The organism is Streptococcus sp. AS20, from assembly GCF_000524255.1.
In the GTDB taxonomy this organism is placed as follows: domain Bacteria; phylum Bacillota; class Bacilli; order Lactobacillales; family Streptococcaceae; genus Streptococcus; species Streptococcus constellatus.
On the sequence record NZ_JANS01000015.1, the window covers coordinates 24,468 to 44,123 of the forward strand.

11 protein-coding genes are annotated in these 19,656 nt (G+C 32.9%); all 11 read right to left on the reverse strand.

Annotated features, from left to right (window positions below; genetic code table 11):
• Positions 1-2 precede the first annotated feature (2 nt).
• The 11 genes from HMPREF1514_RS08255 to HMPREF1514_RS08305 all read right to left on the reverse strand — a co-directional run bounded on the left by HMPREF1514_RS08255 (position 3) and on the right by HMPREF1514_RS08305 (position 19,651).
• Entirely contained in the window at positions 3-506 is a 504-nt protein-coding gene (locus HMPREF1514_RS08255; protein WP_037598655.1) for a hypothetical protein, read from the reverse strand.
• Complete coding sequence (locus tag HMPREF1514_RS08260) at positions 496-1,368, reverse strand: hypothetical protein (protein ID WP_037598656.1); 873 nt, start codon at positions 1,366-1,368, stop codon at positions 496-498. The genes HMPREF1514_RS08255 and HMPREF1514_RS08260 overlap by 11 nt, the downstream gene beginning before the upstream one ends.
• Positions 1,361-3,460, reverse strand: a complete 2,100-nt coding sequence (dcm, locus tag HMPREF1514_RS08265; RefSeq protein ID WP_037598657.1) for a DNA (cytosine-5-)-methyltransferase — start codon at positions 3,458-3,460, stop codon at positions 1,361-1,363. The genes HMPREF1514_RS08260 and dcm overlap by 8 nt, the downstream gene beginning before the upstream one ends.
• 39 nt (positions 3,461-3,499) lie before the next feature.
• The gene (locus HMPREF1514_RS08270; RefSeq protein ID WP_037598658.1) at positions 3,500-3,715 is read right to left on the reverse strand and encodes a helix-turn-helix domain-containing protein; all 216 of its coding nucleotides are present in this window, start codon (positions 3,713-3,715) and stop codon (positions 3,500-3,502) included.
• A 149-nt stretch (positions 3,716-3,864) separates the two neighbouring features.
• Complete coding sequence (locus HMPREF1514_RS08275; RefSeq protein ID WP_037598659.1) at positions 3,865-4,524, reverse strand: hypothetical protein; 660 nt, start codon at positions 4,522-4,524, stop codon at positions 3,865-3,867.
• A gap of 52 nt (positions 4,525-4,576) precedes the next feature.
• Positions 4,577-12,928, reverse strand: coding sequence for a helicase-related protein (locus HMPREF1514_RS08280; protein WP_037598660.1), 8,352 nt, complete (start codon positions 12,926-12,928; stop codon positions 4,577-4,579).
• Positions 12,929-12,937: 9 nt separating this feature from the next.
• The gene (locus tag HMPREF1514_RS08285) at positions 12,938-13,885 is read right to left on the reverse strand and encodes a DNA cytosine methyltransferase (protein WP_198014314.1); all 948 of its coding nucleotides are present in this window, start codon (positions 13,883-13,885) and stop codon (positions 12,938-12,940) included.
• 55 nt (positions 13,886-13,940) lie between these two features.
• Positions 13,941-15,647, reverse strand: coding sequence for a DNA topoisomerase 3 (locus HMPREF1514_RS08290; protein ID WP_037598662.1), 1,707 nt, complete (start codon positions 15,645-15,647; stop codon positions 13,941-13,943).
• 91 nt (positions 15,648-15,738) lie between these two features.
• The gene (locus tag HMPREF1514_RS08295; RefSeq protein WP_037598663.1) at positions 15,739-17,346 is read right to left on the reverse strand and encodes a CD1107 family mobile element protein; all 1,608 of its coding nucleotides are present in this window, start codon (positions 17,344-17,346) and stop codon (positions 15,739-15,741) included.
• A complete protein-coding gene (locus tag HMPREF1514_RS08300; RefSeq protein WP_001078452.1) occupies positions 17,324-17,554 on the reverse strand; it encodes a hypothetical protein in 231 nt (76 codons plus the stop codon). The genes HMPREF1514_RS08295 and HMPREF1514_RS08300 overlap by 23 nt, the downstream gene beginning before the upstream one ends.
• A 15-nt stretch (positions 17,555-17,569) precedes the next feature.
• Entirely contained in the window at positions 17,570-19,651 is a 2,082-nt protein-coding gene (locus tag HMPREF1514_RS08305) for a CHAP domain-containing protein (protein WP_037598664.1), read from the reverse strand.
• Positions 19,652-19,656 lie beyond the last annotated feature (5 nt).

Sequence of the window (19,656 nt, forward strand, 5' to 3'; positions counted from 1 at the left end):
TTCTAAATTTTAGGCACAATAGAATGATTATCTATCCCATCTTTAGTTATATCCCATCTGGCAACCTTAATTTTTTTAATTCTTTTTCCGCTTCCATAATCAAGAAGGTCTTCCCTATTTAAATTATTTAAAACTTTTTTTAAGCTACCTAAACCGCCAGAGGATAATAAATACGCTTCCTCAGGATTGCAAAGTTTACAATATATCAATAATTGCCCTAAGTTTTGAAGATTTAAAGCTGTCTTTTTTGCTTCAACCAGATAGATTTCAGCTCTATCCTTCCATCTTACAATTCCTAAAACATCAATTTCAATTTTCAATCCAACAACTTGTGGATAATATTGTATTACATCGTATTTATCTAAAATTGAATCCAAATATACAGAATGACAATCTAACACAAACACTTCGCATCTTTTATTTTTAAACTTGTCTTTAAGGTATGTATCTAACCATCTGCACATGCCAGGATATAGATCAAATTCACTTCTTACATTATTCGCCATATCCCAACTCCTTTGCTAATTGAGTCCATGAGTCAAAATGCTTGCCTCTTATTTTTTCAGGCAAGCTATCATCATTTTCCATAGGATGAATAGGCTTATTCCTTAATCTAACAGGTTTTTCCCAGTAAAATTGATGTGTTTTTTCTTCATCTAAATAGTCAAGCAGTTCTTCAGCATATCTTTCTAACGCCCTTTGCTTATGAACAATGTTAAATCCTATAGGCAAAAATTCATTTGCCCATATCTTTACTTGATGTTCCTTTTTCCAATAATTAGGTTTTCCTTCGTTGTATTTTTTTAAATTAGAATCTCTAAAATTCGGATGTCCAAAATCTATTGTTTGCACTGGTATATCTAATGTTTTCAACATATTAGCTATATCTATAACAAATTGCCAATTACCTGGAATCTCAATATATACTCTATGGCAGCCATCTTGTCCAAATGCAATATTACTTTTCCTAATGTATCCTGTTACATCTGCCACTCCTCTAAGTAACTCTTTCTTTTCGTCAGTAGACATATTAAATAGTTCATCATTCATTGTCATTGTTGAGTGATGAATTCCATTTCCAATAAATCTTAAAATTTCCCTCATTGTATAATCTTCATTAGGCTTTGTAAAAGACACCCTTGTTACACTTTTTGTTTGTGAAATAGGCAAGGAATGTCCTAAAAGTGGTTCGATAACGCTTCTAATATCAGCTAAACTACTTTTTACATATACCGAAACTTCTAGCCCTTCATCATCTCTTAAATTCTTATGTGGTATTTCTATCGTAATCGTAGTGCTATTAACATCTCTTTGTACTTCTCCGTTTCCTAATATCATACCTACTAAATAAGCCATTTGATTATTCATTTTCAATTACCTCACTCTCATTATTGACTAAATTTTCATATATATGATCGGCGATAGCCTTTGCCATAAGTGGTGGCACCGCATTACCAATTTGTGTTCTAATATCAACTTTATTACCATAGAAAATAAATCTATCATCAAATGACTGAATTCGGGCAGCTTCTCTAGGTGTAATAGAGCGATTCAAAAACGGATGATTATTTGTACCATTTGATGCAGCATCAAATCTTGTGTCTATAGTTGGAGATGGCTCATCCCACTTCAATCTCCCCCATGTTGAATTAAATTTTTGCTTTCCTAAAAGATTTTCAGGCAAATATTCTTTACCTTTTTCTGGTGGTATCATGCTAAGCTTATGAATTGCAATTTCAGAATGATTAGAAGCCTTATGATTATATAACCTATCACTATCTTTTCTCATGAGCTTTTGATACTCTGTTTTTGCTTCAGTAATATAACTTTGTTCAAAATCACCTTCATTTGAGTTTAAATATGCTAAATCTTCGATAGCATCTCTAACTGTTGTAGGTTTTTTAACTGTTGGCTCTGGCAAAGAAATTGCTTTATTTTTGCTGCACAGAAATATAACTCTCTCCCTATTTTGTGGAACTCCATAGTCACTTGCTCTAACTATACCTACACTAACTTCATAACCTAATTTTTTTATCTCACTTATAATTTGATTTTTAAACCATCCGTTAGATGTAGACATTAAACTCTTTACATTTTCTATTACAAAAACTAGAGGCTTAAGTTCCTGAACCAAATGTAGATATTCTATAAACAAAAAGTTTCTAGGATCATCTAAGCCTAATTTTTTGCCCTTTAAGGAAAATCCCTGGCATGGAGGTCCGCCAATGATCATATTTACTTTATTCTTCTTAGAGAGATTTATTATCTTTTCCTTAATCGCCTTATCTTGTATATTTCCAATAATCAATTCTGACTCAGGAATATTCTCCTTAAATGTCTGTGCCAATTTTTCATTAATATCTAACGCAACTTTTGTTACAAAGTGGCTATTCTTATGCATTCCATAAGACATTCCTCCAGCACCACAAAATAAATCAAGTATTCTAAATTCCATTCTTTTGTCTCGCTTTCGTCTTTTAATCAATATTCGTTTAAATGTTTCTTTTCCATTTATTTGTGGTTTAAAAAGATCATATTCATTATCAGAACCATGATTTGCCTCCCCAACAATTTCAAACATCTTGTCATTGTGATATTTCAAATATGTAAGAGGTACGCCCATTATTCCATAATAATCCATTGGTATTTCTGAAACTCTATATACATGAACTGCATCAAAATTATCATACTTTGGATAGTTTTCTTCTTTGAAGCTATGGGTTAAAACTAGTTTTTTACCACTATCATTGGAAACCTCTAAATTCGTCAGCCACATTGCATTTCCTAAGCTTCGCCATTTTTTTCCAAATTCATCTACCCAAAATCTTGTTTTCCTAGGTTCTGTATTATCTGGTACCCTAAATGCCATATCTCCAAAATGATATCCCACACGAGCCTTATTATTCTTTATATAAGGAAAAATTTCTTTATATGTTATTGCATTCTGATTACTAATCAATAAATATTGTTTGTCATATTTTGTAATTAATGAAAATAACTCTGTAAACTTAGAAAAAGGTGGATTAGTTACAACGATATCAGAATCGATTAAATAATTTATACATTCTTGACTTCTAAAATCACCATCCCCTATTAACTTTTTAATATTCCCATTACTATTTAAAGCTTCAAATATCTTGTCATTATTTAAATCGCCATCAGTAAAATATGGCATTTTATCAACTTCAAGTAGAAGCCCTCTGCCATCTTCACTAGAATGCATCGCCGACTTTGCATATGATATGCATACAAGTTTTTTAAGCTTGAAACAATTGAAGTTTTTAAGGAAATATTTTGCAAAAGCAGATTCGTAAGGATCATCACAATTACACAAAACTTTTTTTCCATTGAATTGAGATTCATAATGCTTAACTTCATTTTCTATTGTTTTATAATCTGTATACCACTCATCTGTATTATTGCTACTATATCTAGCTTTATTTAATATTGAGTTTCCCATTATTAAATCTCCTTCCCATTTTTTCATATATCTTTATTTTCATTTATCTTCAATTTCTACACATTCCACAATATCCGAAATATCACATTCCAATACATCACATATCCTTAGCAATACATCAGTAGTAACATTTTCGCCATTTTTTATTTTGTAGAATGTACTTTTACTTACTTTTGCTTTTTCCATAAGCTCAGTATTCTTCATTTCTATATCTATTAATTTCTTAAATAATTTTTTATAGCTTAGTTTCGACATGATTATCCTCCAGTCTTATCCATCTTAATATCATATCGTTTCTATTATAGCATAATAATAGAACTTTTAGTAGTATTATCTTCTTTTTTCTCGAACCAATTTTGCAATAAAAAATAATCGGTGCAGTCCGAAGACCACACCGACATATCTTATCTCTCAGTTTCCTTTGAAGATTCTTTCTTCTCCATAGGTTTTGCTTTTTCTTCAGCCTTATATTTCTTTATTGCTCCAAGCACAGATTCTTTCTTTTCTTCTTGATTCTTCATCTGTTCCTTTGCTTTTAAAAGCTTAGACGATAGGATTCTAACATTAGTATGTTCCTTTCCGTTATCGTCAATGGATGTCCTTACTTGACCAAAAAGCTTTACAAAGTCACCTTGCTTAAAATCCTTTGGAATATCTCCCTTATCTCCATAAGCTGAACAATTTGTATAAGTCTTGTTGCCATCATCATCTTTTGATACGACTGAAAAATTAACTACTTTAAAGGCTTCTCCATTTTTGTTTTCTCTTTCAATTGTTTCAATCTCACCTACGACATTCCCAACAATGTTCACCAGATTATTATCTTCTTTTTCGATTGCTGCACTTTCTTTAATCTGTCCATTTTCTCTAAGTTCATCAATCAAGTAATCAAACTCATCATTAAGTAAGCTCATACTGTCATTATCCATATACTCCTGGTATAACTTGTCCAAGGCATCTTTATCATTGATTCCTTTTTCAAAACTAATTAGTGCCTTTGCAAAATCTTCGTGATTTTCGTTTGCCATTTGTTCTAGTGTATTTCTCATTTCTTTGTAGTTCATAATATTCCTCCATTTTTCTACTAAAATTGAAAAGGAGCTTGTAATAAGCCCCTTAACGTTCATCGTGTTCTTTTGATTTATTTTCTCTTGTTTCTGCTTGTTTTTCTTCTGACTGATATGACTTAATCTGTCCCAAGATAGACGGCTTTTCAGATACCTTTTCTTTGCTTTCTGCCCTTGTGTGAATATTATCCTCTACATCATAAGTAGTTTCAAAATAGTCACTATCTCTAAAGTCATTATCGTATCTATCTGCCACACCATCATTGTCCAAATCTTTTGCAAGAGGATCATAGATATTACCATCGTCATCTCTTTCAAGACCTAATGCTTTTTTAAGGTCATTATCATCAATAGATACAAACTCTCCAAAGTCTCCATATTCCATTTCTTGTTTTAGAAATTCCAACGCCTTTTCTTCACTTCCAAGGTCTTTGAGATAATCAATCTTTGTAATTGGTTCTCCATTGATATATTGAGTAGCTGTAAAATCTTCTAAGCTAATTTCATATTGAATTTCATGCTTTTCATCTGGTGTAGTAGTATATGCAATTCCAATATGAGCAAGGTCAGGAAATAGATTACTAAAATTTTCATAGGTATAACTATCATCTTCATATTCCCTTTTACAAAAATCTACAATAGCCCTCTTTACATCTTCAAGTAATGGATTAAGATTTTCTTTTTCTTCTACTTCTCCCATATCAAGTAGCTTGTTTAATTCTGCAAGTCTTAATACTTTTGTCTTTAGCTCATCTGCTTTTTCAAAAGGCTTTTTCAATTCCTCTTTGGCATTTTCCAGTTGTTCCTTTGTGCTAACAAGTTTTTCTTCAAGACGATTTAACTTTTCTGGCATTTTATCAATAGCATTATCAAGTCTTGTGATATTACCATCTGCACTTGTACCAAGTTCTCCTGAATGGTTTGTAGCACCTTTTAAAATGAAATTATGCTCATTGGTAAAGAAGTTATAGCTTACCTCTAAGTCCATATTTCGGTACTGTCCTATGACCTTGCTTTTATTAATTTTTACACCTTTAATCGCTTCTAAGAGCTTTTCTCCAGCTATCTTTTTATCTCGAATTATCTCGCCATTAATCGTGATAGAAGTGAATTTATTTTCACCACTTCCTTGTGGTTCAACATTTTCAATATCTTTTTTCACTGCTTCAATTAGCTTTTCAGTCCTTGCTATTTCTTCAGGATATGTCTTTGCAACCTTATCCTCTAATCTATATCGATTGGACTTATAGTTTGCCTCAAGCATTTTAAGTTTTGTGACTTCATTATCCAAATCCATCTTTTCTTTTATCTTTGGATCACCAGTAGCAAGAGCCTTAATCTCAGCATAGTTCAAACTACTTTCATCTACATCTTCTGCAACACGAACAGGAGTCTTTGAAGTCATAATCTGTGAAATAAATTTCTGCTTATTCTCTATCGTCTGCCAAAGGTAAGCATCAAAGGTATTCTCAGTGATGTAACGATAAATATTAACCTCTTTATTTTCATTACCCTGGCGAACAATTCTGCCACTTCTCTGCTCAAGGTCAGCAGGTCTCCATGGCACATCCAAATCGTGCATTGCAATAAGTTTATTTTGCACATTTGTACCAGCACCCATCTTCTGAGTAGAACCTATTAAAATACGAATTTCACCTTTTCTTACCTTTGCAAAGAGTTCATCTTTTTGCTTATCGGTATTGGCTTCATGAATAAAGGCAATTTCTTCCTTTGGTATTCCTAAATCCACAAGTTTATCTCTAATATCATCATAGATATTAAAGCTGCCATCACCCTTTGGTGTAGACATATCTGAAAATAGAAGCTGTGTTGATTTTTCTTCTTTTGTCTTATCCCAAATAGAAAATACATTTTTAACACATACATTCACCTTTGAGTTTTCATCATCTGGAAGTAATGGATTGATTAAACGCTGATCTAATGCAAGTTTCTTACCATCATTAGTAATCTTAAGCATATTATCTTCTTCAGGCTCTACGGACTTATTACGCACTTTATCAGCCCTTTCAGACAAGCTCTTTAGTATTTCTTTTTGCTCTTCACTTGGTTCAGTTTTAATAACTTTAAAATGAGCTTCTGGAACAGGAAGATTGAGCATATCTGCGGTTTGAATATCGGCTACTTCCTTAAACATACTCATAAGCTCAGGTAGGTTATAAAACTTAGAAAAACGAGTCTTCACTCTGTAGCCTGTTCCCTCTGGAGATAATTCAAAAGCAGATTGTGTTTCTCCAAAAGTTGAAGCCCACGAATCAAAATGCTCTAGTCCATTCTTTTTCAGAGTGTCATACTGTAAATATCTTTGCATAGTATAAAGCTCTGTCATTGAGTTTGATACTGGAGTGCCTGTCGCAAATACAATTCCTTTGCCACCAGTCATTTCATCCATGTATCGGCATTTCATAAACATATCTGATGACTTAAAAGCCTCTGATTGCCCAATACCTGCAACATTTCTCATTTTTGTATAAAGATATAGATTCTTATAGTTATGTGCCTCATCAACAATCAGCTTATCTACGCCAAGCTCTTCGAAAGTAATAACATCATCCTTTTTGAAATCATCATTTAACTTTTCAAGCCTTGTTTCTAATTTCTTTCTGGTTTTTTGAAGCTCTTTTACTGTAAAATTTTGATTTCTATCATGCTTGTACTCTTCTACATAATTTATAATCTCATCAATCTGGTCTTGAATGTGCTTTTGTTGATATTCCTTAGACATTGGAATCTTTTCAAATTGACTATGCCCAATAATAACTGCATCATATTCGCCTGTTGCGATCTTTCCAATAAATCTCTTTCGATTCTTTGGTTCAAAGTCTTTTTTATCGGCCACCATAATATTAGCTGATGGGTATAGTTGCATAAACTCACGACCAATTTGCCCTGTAAGATGATTTGGCACAACAAACAATGACTTAGTACACATTCCAAGTTTCTTAGCTTCCATTGAGCTTGCCACCATTTCAAAAGTCTTGCCGGCCCCTACTACATGAGCAAGTAAGCTATTACCACCATAAAGTATTCTAGCAATTGCGTTCTTTTGATGTGGACGAAGCGAAATATCTGTACTCATTCCATCAAAGCTTAAATTTGATCCGTCATATTCTCGATTACGGATAGAATTAAATTTTTCATTATAGGCTTTTACAAGTCTATTTCTTCTATCCTGATCGTTAAATATCCAATTCTTAAACTCTTCTTTTATAAGTTCTTGTTTCTGCCCCGCAAGCATAGTTTCTTTTTTATTTAGTATCGAAGTCTTTGAACCATCTGGATTGAGAATTTGGTCAAACACCTTTGTTTCTTTTAGGTTTAGAGCATCTTCAATAAGCTTATAGGCACTTACTCTGCTTGTACCATAAGTCATTTCTGCAAGGTCATTTCCCCTGTCTTTGCTCTTACCTTCAACATTCCATTCACTGGTTAAATGTGAAAATTTGACTTTAATATCCCATCTTGCATATCCTGGAGTCTTTAATGTTTCAAATATGAATCTTTCAATATCTTTAGGTGGAATCCATGTTGCACCAAGCCTTACATTGATTTCACTGGCTTCAAGTTCTTTTGGCATTACTCTTTGAAGTTCTGCTTTTTGATATTCCAGTCTGCTTAGTTCGTTTACAAGTGTTTTTCTTTCGTTTTCACTTTCTTCTGGAAGCATTCGTTCTACTTGTCGTAACCTATTGATATAACTATCTACAATACCTATTTTTTCTCTAATATTTCCACTTAAGTATTCATCTTTCGTTACATAGGTATACTTAAAGGAGTTAGTCTCATCGCTACAAGCAAATGGTAAATCACCATCTTCCAAGTCAAAAGAAAGCTTCTGATTAAAACTAACATTCTTCTCCCTAATATTTAGAAAGATTTCTCCTCTAAGTTCTTCTATAAGAGTATTTCTATCCTTATCGGTTAGATTTGTCATGTAATCAAAATCTACATAGCCTTTTTGTGAAATAGATAATACCAATGCTTCAAGTGAAGAATCTACATGGTCAATAACTTTCGCTTTTGTAATGGTTCTTTTCGAGAATATATCTCCCTTTGCCTTAAAGTTTTCTTCTTCATCCAATATCTCAATAGAAGATACCAGTGGGAAGTTACTATCTTCTCGTAAAGCTCTAGTATTACTCAGGTTATTTACAAAGCCGTGCTTCTTAGAAAAACTGTCATAGACTTCGTTTAATTTATCCTGAGATTCTTTTATTTCAGCTTCACTAAAGTCTTCTTTTTGCTTGTATATTACATCCTTTAGTGCATCATTTAATTCGAGATAATCCTTAATCTTTTCCTTGTTTTTGTCCGATACTTCTTTCTTAACAAAAAGTGAATTTTCCCTGTAATATACCTCCTCATCTATGATTGTGTAGGAAAAGTTTTTTACATCATCTGTTGCTGGGATTGCTGTTACTTCATCATCTAACAACTCTATCTCTTCATACTTCGCATCTTTTGATATTCTTTCACCTGCAGCTTCAATACGATCTTTTAAAGAAGACATATTTATTTCATGAGGTAAAAATGCTATTGGCTCACAAGTAAGAGTTTTTCCAAATCTTCCACTTACTTCTCTCATGTTTCCAAGAACTTGTTCTGGATGGTCTACAAAATATTTATTATATACAAGACCATTTTCATCTTCCGCTAAATGAACCCAGTCATCATCACGCTCAAGTACACTATCTCTTTTCTTCAGGAATATAATATCTGAAGTTACTTCTGTACCGGCAACACCCTTAAAGGTATCGTTAAAAAGTCTTATTGCACCTAAAAATTCTGCTCTTGCATTTATATATTTACGGATACTTTCGTCTTTCTTATCCATAGTTCCAGATGATGTGACGAATGCTATAACACCACCATTTCTCACCTTATCAATAGATTTAGCAAAGAAATAGTCATGAATTAGAAAGTTATTACGATTGTATTCCCTATCATTAACCTTAAATTCGCCAAACGGAACATTACCAATTGCCACATCAAAGAAATTATTTGAAAAACTTGTTTCTTCAAATCCTTTAACTTGTACATCGCTTTCAGGATAAAGAAGCTTTGCAATTCTGCCACTAACAGAATCAAGCTCAACTCCATAAAACTTTGACTCGTTCATTTCATTTGGAAGATTACCGATAAAATTTCCAACTCCCATAGATGGTTCTAAGATATTTCCACTCTTGAATCCCATTTCTGAAAGTGTCTTATATACTCCATCAATTACAATTTTAGGCGTATAAAAAGCTGTTAAGATAGATTCCTTAGCAGCCTCATATTCTGATGGTGATAAATTTTCTTTTAAGAAAGCTCTAGCTTCTTTCCATTGTCCGTCTTTACTTTCATCAAAGACATCGGAAAGTCCTCCCCACCCAACATATTTAGCTAAAGTTTCCTGTGCTGTAATATCTAAATCCCTTTCACCTTTTTCTATCCTGTTAAGCATTGAAATGGCTTCAAGGTTATTATTTAACCTTTCACTTGGAGTAAGTTTATCAGGGAAAATATCTTCTGTAATTCTAAAGTTTGATACTATCTCTTGTTTCTTTTCCTCAAGTCCAAAAAGTCTTTCTAAATCACTTTCTAATCTATACGGAATAACTTCTGAACCCGTAATCATTCCTCCAAGATACTCAACATTATCTTTTATTGTAACAGTCTTAAGACCACCACCCATCTCGTCAAAGCGAGTTATAGTGTAGTCTTTATCTTTATAGTGAACTTCGTCTCCAACAAGTAGCTTAGGTCTATCAAAGCTAATCTTTTCTAATAGCTCTTTATCATCTGCAAAACTTACTATAGGCATCATATGATTACCATTTCTTAGAGGAGCAAGTCTTAAATCATTCTTTTTTAGAATCTCATTAAAGCTCACTTCATCATCAATCTTATATGCCTCATGATCCATGTAGACCGTTTTCCCAACAGATAAGTCTAATGATTTTTCTTTATCTTCTTCTGGATTAAGGTAATCAAAAAGTGTCTCTTGTTTTGCTTCAACTTGACTGGCTTCTACAACATAATCAGCAATCTTATATGCTTCATATTTTCCAATATCAATTAAAGTATCAACCTTTGTGCTTTCCTTAAAATCTACTCCTCGATTAAGTGAATATTCTATTCCATCAACTTCTACTTTTCTTCCAGTATCTTCAATATTAATCCCTAAGCTATCTTGTTTACTTGCAAGTATAAATTCATTGCCGACTTTAACTGCTATTTTCTCATTCTGATTGTTATATGCGTAATCTTTAAGGCTATCAACAAACTCACTCATCGTAACAAAGTCAATGTTATCCTTAAATTCTTCAATTTGACTTATGCTTACTTCATCATTCATTAGATAACCTTTAAGCACATTAAACTTAGCAAGTTCAATGTCTAACTCTTTCAGATATTTTATCTTTTCTGATGTAACACCATCCAGACCTTTGTTCCAATCATCAATAAGCCATTTTAAATGTTCCATCTTCCATACAGGAAGTTTAGGATCTGCAATCTCAGTAATTTCATTTCCATAAAAGTCATACTCTTTTATAGCACTCATAATTTGTTCTAATTGTTCAAAATTAAAATCATCAATCCCAATGTTTGTTCCTTGAAGAGCTTCTTCTAATTTACTAGTGGCAAGTCTGCTAATTGCAACATCTCTTTCTACTTCGTATTCTTCCATAATAGAGCCAACTTCTTCAGCAAAATTAGGGCTTAATTCTTCTTCAAATTTATCTATTACTTGATTGCTAGCTTCTTTAGGAATTACTTGATCTTCAAAACTGAGTTCCCCATTAAAGACCATTTGAAGCTCATGTTCATCCATCTGTTTTTTTAATTCTCTATCTTTAAGTTCTCTAAAAGTCTTTGGAAAATCTTCTAAAATAAGTCTCTGAGCATTCAGTTCTTCAAGCTCATGAATATTAAAATATCCCCACTCTGGTTCAATTCCTAAAACAAGACCAAATGCATCGCCTGTTTCCCTATCATATTCCGTCATATACCATGTCCAATTGCTTCTAAATGGAATGATATATGCTGCATGAACCTGAGTATCTGCCAGATCAGTATGTTCTTGGTCATAAATTTTTGGAACACGCTCAAGCATTTCATCAGTCATTAAATTGTATGGATCTTCTTTAGAATAGAAAAAGGAAGCATTTTCTGCTCCCTCGTTTGTTTTTTCAATGCTATTTTCTAAGCTTCCACTATTTCCTTGATTGTCATCTCTTTCAAGGCTGAAATCATTGCCTTGTATTCTGGATTCGTTTCGCTCTCTATTTTCCATGCTTCCATCATCTTCGGCTTTTCCTTCCTCATAAAGTCGATGGCTCTCTTTTGAACTTCCATCAAGTGTTTCACTAGGCTCTTCTCTTTGTAAAGGTCTATTAGCATTTGATAGTGTTTCTCCTCGCTGCTCTCTGTTAGAAAGTCCAATCTCATCACTGCGTAAATCGGATTCGGAAATTCTTCCATGAACTTCTTCTCTTCCTCCAGATTGTTCAAAGTCTTCTCTTTGATTGTCGAAATTATCTCGTCCGTATTTTCCATCCCTGAAAATTCGGTTTCTGTCATTATCATCTCTTTCGTCATTTGATCGAATAGCATTCTCCATACCTCCTAATTCATTATTATTTTCGTTAAGCTTATTATAATCGGCGCCTATACTCTTTGTCAGGTCGTAATTGACATATAAATTTCTTGTTCTAACCATCGTAGCTTCAATAATATTGCTACAAGCATTGGAAATACAGTTACCAACACTCATTAAAGAAATTCTATCTAGGTACTTAAAATTTTCTTGTAAGTTATCCATTGGAATAGGATAATCCAGATTAAATCTATTTGAAATTGCAAAGCTAATAGAATTTCTCATAAAATTTACAAATGAGTTTCTATCTTCATCAGCAATCCTCAGATTATTCGCAAGCTCATATATGCTTTCATCTGCGTATATTCTGCTAAGAGAATATAGATTCTCTGATAGGTTTTCACTTGAATCATACCCTTGCAGCTCAATCATATCTTTTAATGCATTTTCATGCTTTTCTCTATCAAAAGACCATAGTTCCACTTCATTAACATTTCTATCCATCGATACCGTCTGACTAATATCGAAGATATATCCTACCTTTTGAAAAGCATTACTGTCGTTTAAAATAGGTATCCCCTTTTGCCCTCTCATGACAGTTCGATTAAATCTTTCCCTCCACATATCAAAGCTTGCACAAGCAGTTGCATTAGGATTTTTATCATAGATACTAAGTTGACTTAAAAAGTCATATCTTTGATTATTTCCAATGACCTTTAAGAGCTTTAGATATTCTCTTTCACTATCTAAAACATCTCTTTTTACAAGCTCAATTATGTTGTAAAAATCATTCGTTCTCATCTTTACCTCCTAGTTCTTCAAAATTTCTTTTAATATTGCTTCTAACACATTTACGACAATGCTATTTCCAGCTTGTTTATACAGTATTGACGATAATTTACCTTTTCTTCCTGGATATATAGCTCTGAGTTTATTAAAGTCTTCATCATTAAAACCCATAAGTCTAAAGCATTCTCGCTCAGTTAAATATCTATATTTGCCATTACATAAATCAATAATTCCTGAATTAGGAATACGCACTTGCTTGGTGGAAATTGTGTAGGCAAACTTATCTATCACTTTAAGTCTTCCTCTAAAATTATTATTCTTAGGTTCTCCTCTTATATGTCTAAGCATTGACTCTTGCCTTACTTCATAAAGATTTGAAGCGTCTTTCTCAAGAAATTCAGATATATCCCTTGTTTGTGTTTTTTCGAGTTTGCCAAAATCAAAAGAATTATTCCCCAATATGCTTACAACAAATATACGCTCCCTTTTCTGTGGTATTCCAAAGTCCATAGCATTTAGAATTTCATATTTGCTCTCATATCCTAGTCTCTCCATTTCTTTTAAGTAATGAAAAAAGGAAGCTCTCAAATTTTTATCGAGAACTCCCTTTACATTTTCCCAAAGCACAACCTTGGGCTTAATATTCATTTCTTCTATTATTCGTATTGTTTCAAAAAGAAGACTACTTCTTGTACCACTGCCCTTTGTGCCACCTTTCTTTAAGCCGCTTCTGCTGAAATCTTGACAGGGACTACCATGCATTAATAAATCTATTTTTTCATCTGATGGATGATAATCTACTATACTCTTAGGCTCAAATTCTTCGCCATAAAGTGCATTATAACTTTTAACACAATTCTTATCTATCTCTACATAATCCACCATCTTATGAGATATTTTTTGCCTTATTAAAGCTTTTCTAATTGCACCTATACCACCAAACAGTTCTAATACATTTAGCTCATCTATTTTAATCACCTCCAATAAAATAAGGGAACAAGATTAGCTCTCATTCCCCTAAAAATTATTTACGATATATCCCTACTGTTTCTCTTATTTCATTCTCAATACATTTTAAGAAATCATCCTTATTCGCCTTTCCATTAGCAATATCAGATAGTTTCATTTCCCATTCAGCAGTAGTTTCTGCCGATTTAAAAGTATCTGAAACAATAGTCACCAAACTAATTCCTTTATTGGTTGCAATTAGATTCTTTTTATCTCTTTCGATAAAACCTTTTAAAATCAAGTTTTCAATAATACCTGCACGAGTTGCCGGTGTACCAAGTCCTTTTCTTTCTACCTCAATGCCTTTTTCTAAGGCATCATTACCCGCTACTTCCATAGCCTTTAAAAGTGTATCTTCCGTAAAATGCTTAGGTGGTGATGTATATTTCTCTTTTACTTCTTTATTTCTTATCTCAAATACTTCGCCTACCTTTACACCTGGTAGTAATGTATCTTCAGTTTTCTTAGTTTTATATTCTTTTAAATACTTAGTGAATCCCTCATCAATAATCACTTTGCCACTACTACTAAATTCAAAACCATCAAACTCAGCAACAATTTTTGTAGTATTTTCTACTAAAGGGTATCCAACACTTGCGTGAAGTTTATTTGTTATAAGTCTATATACCTTTGCTTCACTTTCTGGAAGAGTTGAAATATCTTCTTTTAATGAGCTGATTGTTGGTATAATCGCATGGTGATCCGTAACTTTTTTAGAATTAAACACTATCTTAATTCTTTCAGTATCAAAGTCATTCTTGCCTAAGATATTATTAATGACGCTTGTAATCATATCTTCAGTCAGGCATCTACTATCAGTTCTTGGATATGTTATAAACTTCTTCTCATAAAGACTTTGAGCATAATCAAGTGTCTGTTTCGCACTATATCCAAAATACTTGTTGCATTCTCTTTGAAGTGTTGTAAGGTCAAAAGGTAACTCAGGCTTTGTTATCTTTTCTTTTTGAAAGACATCAGTAATTTCTATGGAATTACCTACTAAATTGATAAGCTGCTCTGTGATAGTCTTGTCATCAATTCTGCCTGTAGAAAGTAAAAATTTATCTAAAGAAAGCTCAACTGTATAATATTTTTCTTTCTTGAAATTACTGATTTCATCATCCCTATTTACAATCATTGCAAGTGTGGGTGTTTGTACTCTTCCCACACTATAATTTTGCTTATACAGGCAAGAATAAAGCCTACTAATATTCATCCCGACTAGCCAATCTGAAATCGCTCTTGCCTTGGCGGATTCAAATAAATCATCGTAGTAACTTCCATCTTTTAAGTTTCTAAAACCATCTTTTATTGCACTATCTTCCATTGATGAAATCCAAAGTCGTTTCATCTTCTTTTTACAATTTGCTTGATTGTAAACAAGTCTAAAAATACTTTCCCCCTCACGACCTGCATCACAAGCATTTACTACATTCTCTACTTCTTTATCATTCAATAGTTTCTTCAAGATACTAAATTGTTTCTTAGTGGATTTTGAAACCTCATACTTATATTCACTCGGAATAATCGGTAAATCTTCCATATTCCACTTAGCATACTTTTCATCGTAGCTATCAGGATTTGCCATCTGAATCAGATGACCCACGCACCAGGATACCCTATATCCATTTCCCTCGTAGTATCCATCTTTCTTTTTTGTAGCTCCTATTACCTTTGCAATTGATATAGCTACACTCGGTTTTTCTGCAATAACTAAATCCATATTATCTCCAATCTTTCAAATAAAATAAGGCGAAAGATAATACTCTCTCGCCTTTAACTTGCACCAAAAATCATATAATTTATGATGCATTTTATTCTTCATCTTCTTCGATCTCTTCAACCTCTATTTCTGATGTTTCTTCACTTTCATCAGCTTCTGAGAAAAAATCATCGTCATCATCTTCTAATGCTTCAAGTTCTTCATTCTCTTTCTTTTTAACAACCTTAAAGTAATAACCTACACCTAAAGCTCCAGCTACTACAAGAATCAGAATTAAGTATATTCCTATATTGCTACTCTCCTCTTTTTTCACTGGTTTAGTCTCTTCTTTTATTGGTTCTTCCTTTACAATCTCCTTTTGTGTTTCCTTCTTTTCAACCATATTTAATAAATCATCTTCTGAAACTTCTGTTAAAAGCATTACATTTTCGCTATCTTCATCATGGTTAATGATTAGATGAAAAGTCTTTCCATTTTTAGTTGTAAAAGTTACAAACTGTCTTGCGTCTGCTGAATACATATCCGTAGACTTATTATCTTTACCATCGTTGTGGTGAATTGGATAATCTTTGTTTGCATTATCCTTATTCTCTGTAACAGATCCTCTTGCCTTTGATGGTGCTGACGCTACTCCTTTATTTGTATTTACAGGCTTGCTTGTTCCATCCATAGAAGACGTATCTCCATTACTTGAAGTCTGTTTAGGTGTTAGCTTATTCGGATAACGGATTTCCTGTTTCTCCTCTTTTTTATTTGACTTAGTTTCCACCTTATTTTCTGTATTAGATGTTGGTGTTGAAACATTACCAGAAGCATCGCTACCTTTTCCTGTATTTATAGGCGTGCTTGGAATAAAACTACTAAATGATCCACTGTTTTTAGGTACTGGATTTGAAATAGTTGGATTAACATTAGTCCCTATCTTATTTACAGAATTAAGCTTTTCCTGTAGTTCCTTAGTCTTCTTTTCTAACTCTTCAATAGATTTTTTTAGCTCAATATTTTCCTTTGATGAATCAATAGAATTCTTATTCTTTTTGATTTTCTTTTCCAAAGCTTCAATTTCATCTTCAAGATTTTTGATTTTATCTTTTTGTTTATCACTTAGCTTGTTTTTGTCCTTAAGTTCCTTGCTAAGATTATCTACCTTTTCTTTTAAGTCCTTAGACTCCTTATCCATCTTATCTAAATCATTTTTAGTAATATCAGTTTGAGCTGATGAATCTTTCTTAGGTTCTTCTGTTTGAGTGGCTTTATCTTGTTTTGCTTCATCTGACTTCTTTTCTTTATCTTTATCATTTTCAGTCTGAGTTGCTTTATCTTTTACAATCTTTTCAATCTTACGGATAATCTCATCTTTTCCATCACCTTTGACTTCATAATAAAGAAAATCATCAATGAATTTCATATCGTCAGGTAACATTGGCAAATCACCACTATCAAGGATTTGTCCTTTCTCCGCTTTTATAATTTCCTCTTTAAATACTTTCTTGTCTGAAAATACATATTTAATCTTTACTTCAAATTTCTCTTCCGTTTCTGCAAGAGCTTCAATCGGATTAAGCATTGAAAGTACAGTTCCATCTTTTGCAAATACAATCTGCTTATTTACAGTCATCACACCTATAATTGAAATCAAAAGTAACGTTGCTCCAATAAGTGCGGCCAATACTTTCTTATTCTTCAATTTGCTTTTCATTACTATATTTCTCCTTTTCTTTTTTCTCTTTGAACATCTTCACTAATTCCTCAAGAGTGATATTGTTCTCTCTACAAATCACTACATATTCTTGGTCTAATAGTTCTTCTTTACGAATAAATAAAGGCTCTAAATCTTTATCAATCTGAGCCTTCTTATCTAATAATTTTTGAATTTTTTTATTAACAGTATTCAGTTCCCTATTCACATTTTCCACTCCCTTCTATCTTTGTACGTTTGGTGGAAATCCAAATCCTACTGGATGGTGTTTACAGAATGTTGCAATCCAATCATCTAAGGTTGTTACCCTAACTACTCCGATATTATCCATTACCTTACCATCACCAATATAAATTCCAACATGACCATAAGTAAGTCCGGCTTGTCCACCACTACTGCTACTTTCAACTGCTACAAGCATTCCTACTTTTAACTTTGATCTATCAGAAGTAAATGTATGGTTTCGGTACATATCATTAGCATTACCTCCGATATATCCAAGACCTGCATTTTGATAAACCTGAGAAACCCACATTGCACACCAACCTGCTCCAGGTGATGGAGTAATATATGCTGCATTTACAATTTTCTTTTGAATATCAGAGGATGCTTCGTATTCTTTTCCTCCACCTATACCACCATTTGCAGTAATGAGATTCGTGTTGCCAAACATTTCGCCCATATTCCCCTGTGCAAGGAATAGTGCTTCATAATGCTTTAAATTGTCTGGATACTTGGCGAAGACTTCTCGAACCACGCTATCTATTTCTCTTTTACTTAAAGTAACAATGAGCTTTCTATACTCATAAGGTTCTTCATGGCTCTCGGTATATTCGTTCCCCTCTTCATCAGTGTAAGTTCCAGTTACAGTCTTATATCTTATCTCTATTTCCTCTTTATAATCGACATGGTACATAGTCTTAAACAAGTCATCTAAAATACTACTAACTTCAGACAAACTCTTTACTTCACCACATCTTGAAGTGATATAGGATAAAAGCTCATGAACATTATGACCAATATCTCCATTTTTTCTTACGATATATTCATCGTATCCGGGATTATTCTTTTCTACATTTTCAAGCTCGCTATATAAGTCATTCTCCTTGTTTGAAAAACTTTGGTTAATCTCAGTTAAAACATTTGGTCTTGATAAATATGATGTTGTTAAAACACTACTCGTAGAGTTAGCAAATCCACCCATTGTCATGCTTGCAAAGTTAAATACAAAAGTTCCAAAAATAATTATGGCAGCTACTACTATTGCTGCCACTTTTGCTTTTCTTATGATAAAGTCTTTAGATACCTTGAATGTATCCATCAGTGTCTTTTTAACTCTATCTCTAATTCTTGTCTTATTTTGCTTATAGATAGCTGACTTCATCTGTTTCTTCTTTTGAAACTTCTTATAAGTATTTGCTTTTTTATATTGGTCAGTCTTCTTAACCTCGTCCATGCTCTTTCTAAACTGAAGCTTAGATTTTCTACTTTGGATTTTCCTATCGCTCTTTTCTAAATCATATAGCTTCTTACTTTTTCTCTTGTCCGAATAATTCTTTACACCATGAATAAGTTTAGAGGAATTTCCTAAGCCTTTTTCAGCAGCTTCAACCGATGCATTTTCATCACTACCAGATGATAGATAAGCACTTGTAACCTCACCAAGTTTTGCAGCTCCAATCACACTTCCACCGACTAAGGTTTCCTTGTTATACCTTTTATAAAGCTGATTTTTCTTTTCCCTATCTCTGATGGCTTCTTTACCAGTTTTAGAAGCTTTAGTGTTATCTTCCTTTTTCTTATCCACCCCTTTTCTTGTAAAGAGCTTATCAGAATAGTTCTTTCTTTTAAGTGACCTTTTCTGCTTTTCATGAAGTTTGGATTTTTTATTACCTAAAGGCTCATATGATACATCACTGTCTCTAAAATCATTATCGTATCTGTCAATAACTCCATCACCATCTTGGTCTTTTGCTAAAGGATCATAGATACGATTTTCTTTAACCTCTGTTTGATAATCTGACTTGGCTACTTCGGCTTGAAAACTGTTACTTCGAATATTTCTTTTTATAGCATTTTTGCTCTTGTTACTTGTGTCTATTTCACTAGTAATATCAGCCCTTTTACTTATCTTCTCGTGAATCTTATCTTGAAACCTATTTTCTTCTTTAACAACCTTATCCCTGTAATCATCTCCAGTTTTTCTTTTGTAATCTAGGACATCATCTGTTTCAGCATTTGTGATTATTTTTTCTTCTCTTGCCCTTAACTTTTCATTCAAATCTCGCTTTCTTTTTTTACTCATAAGAC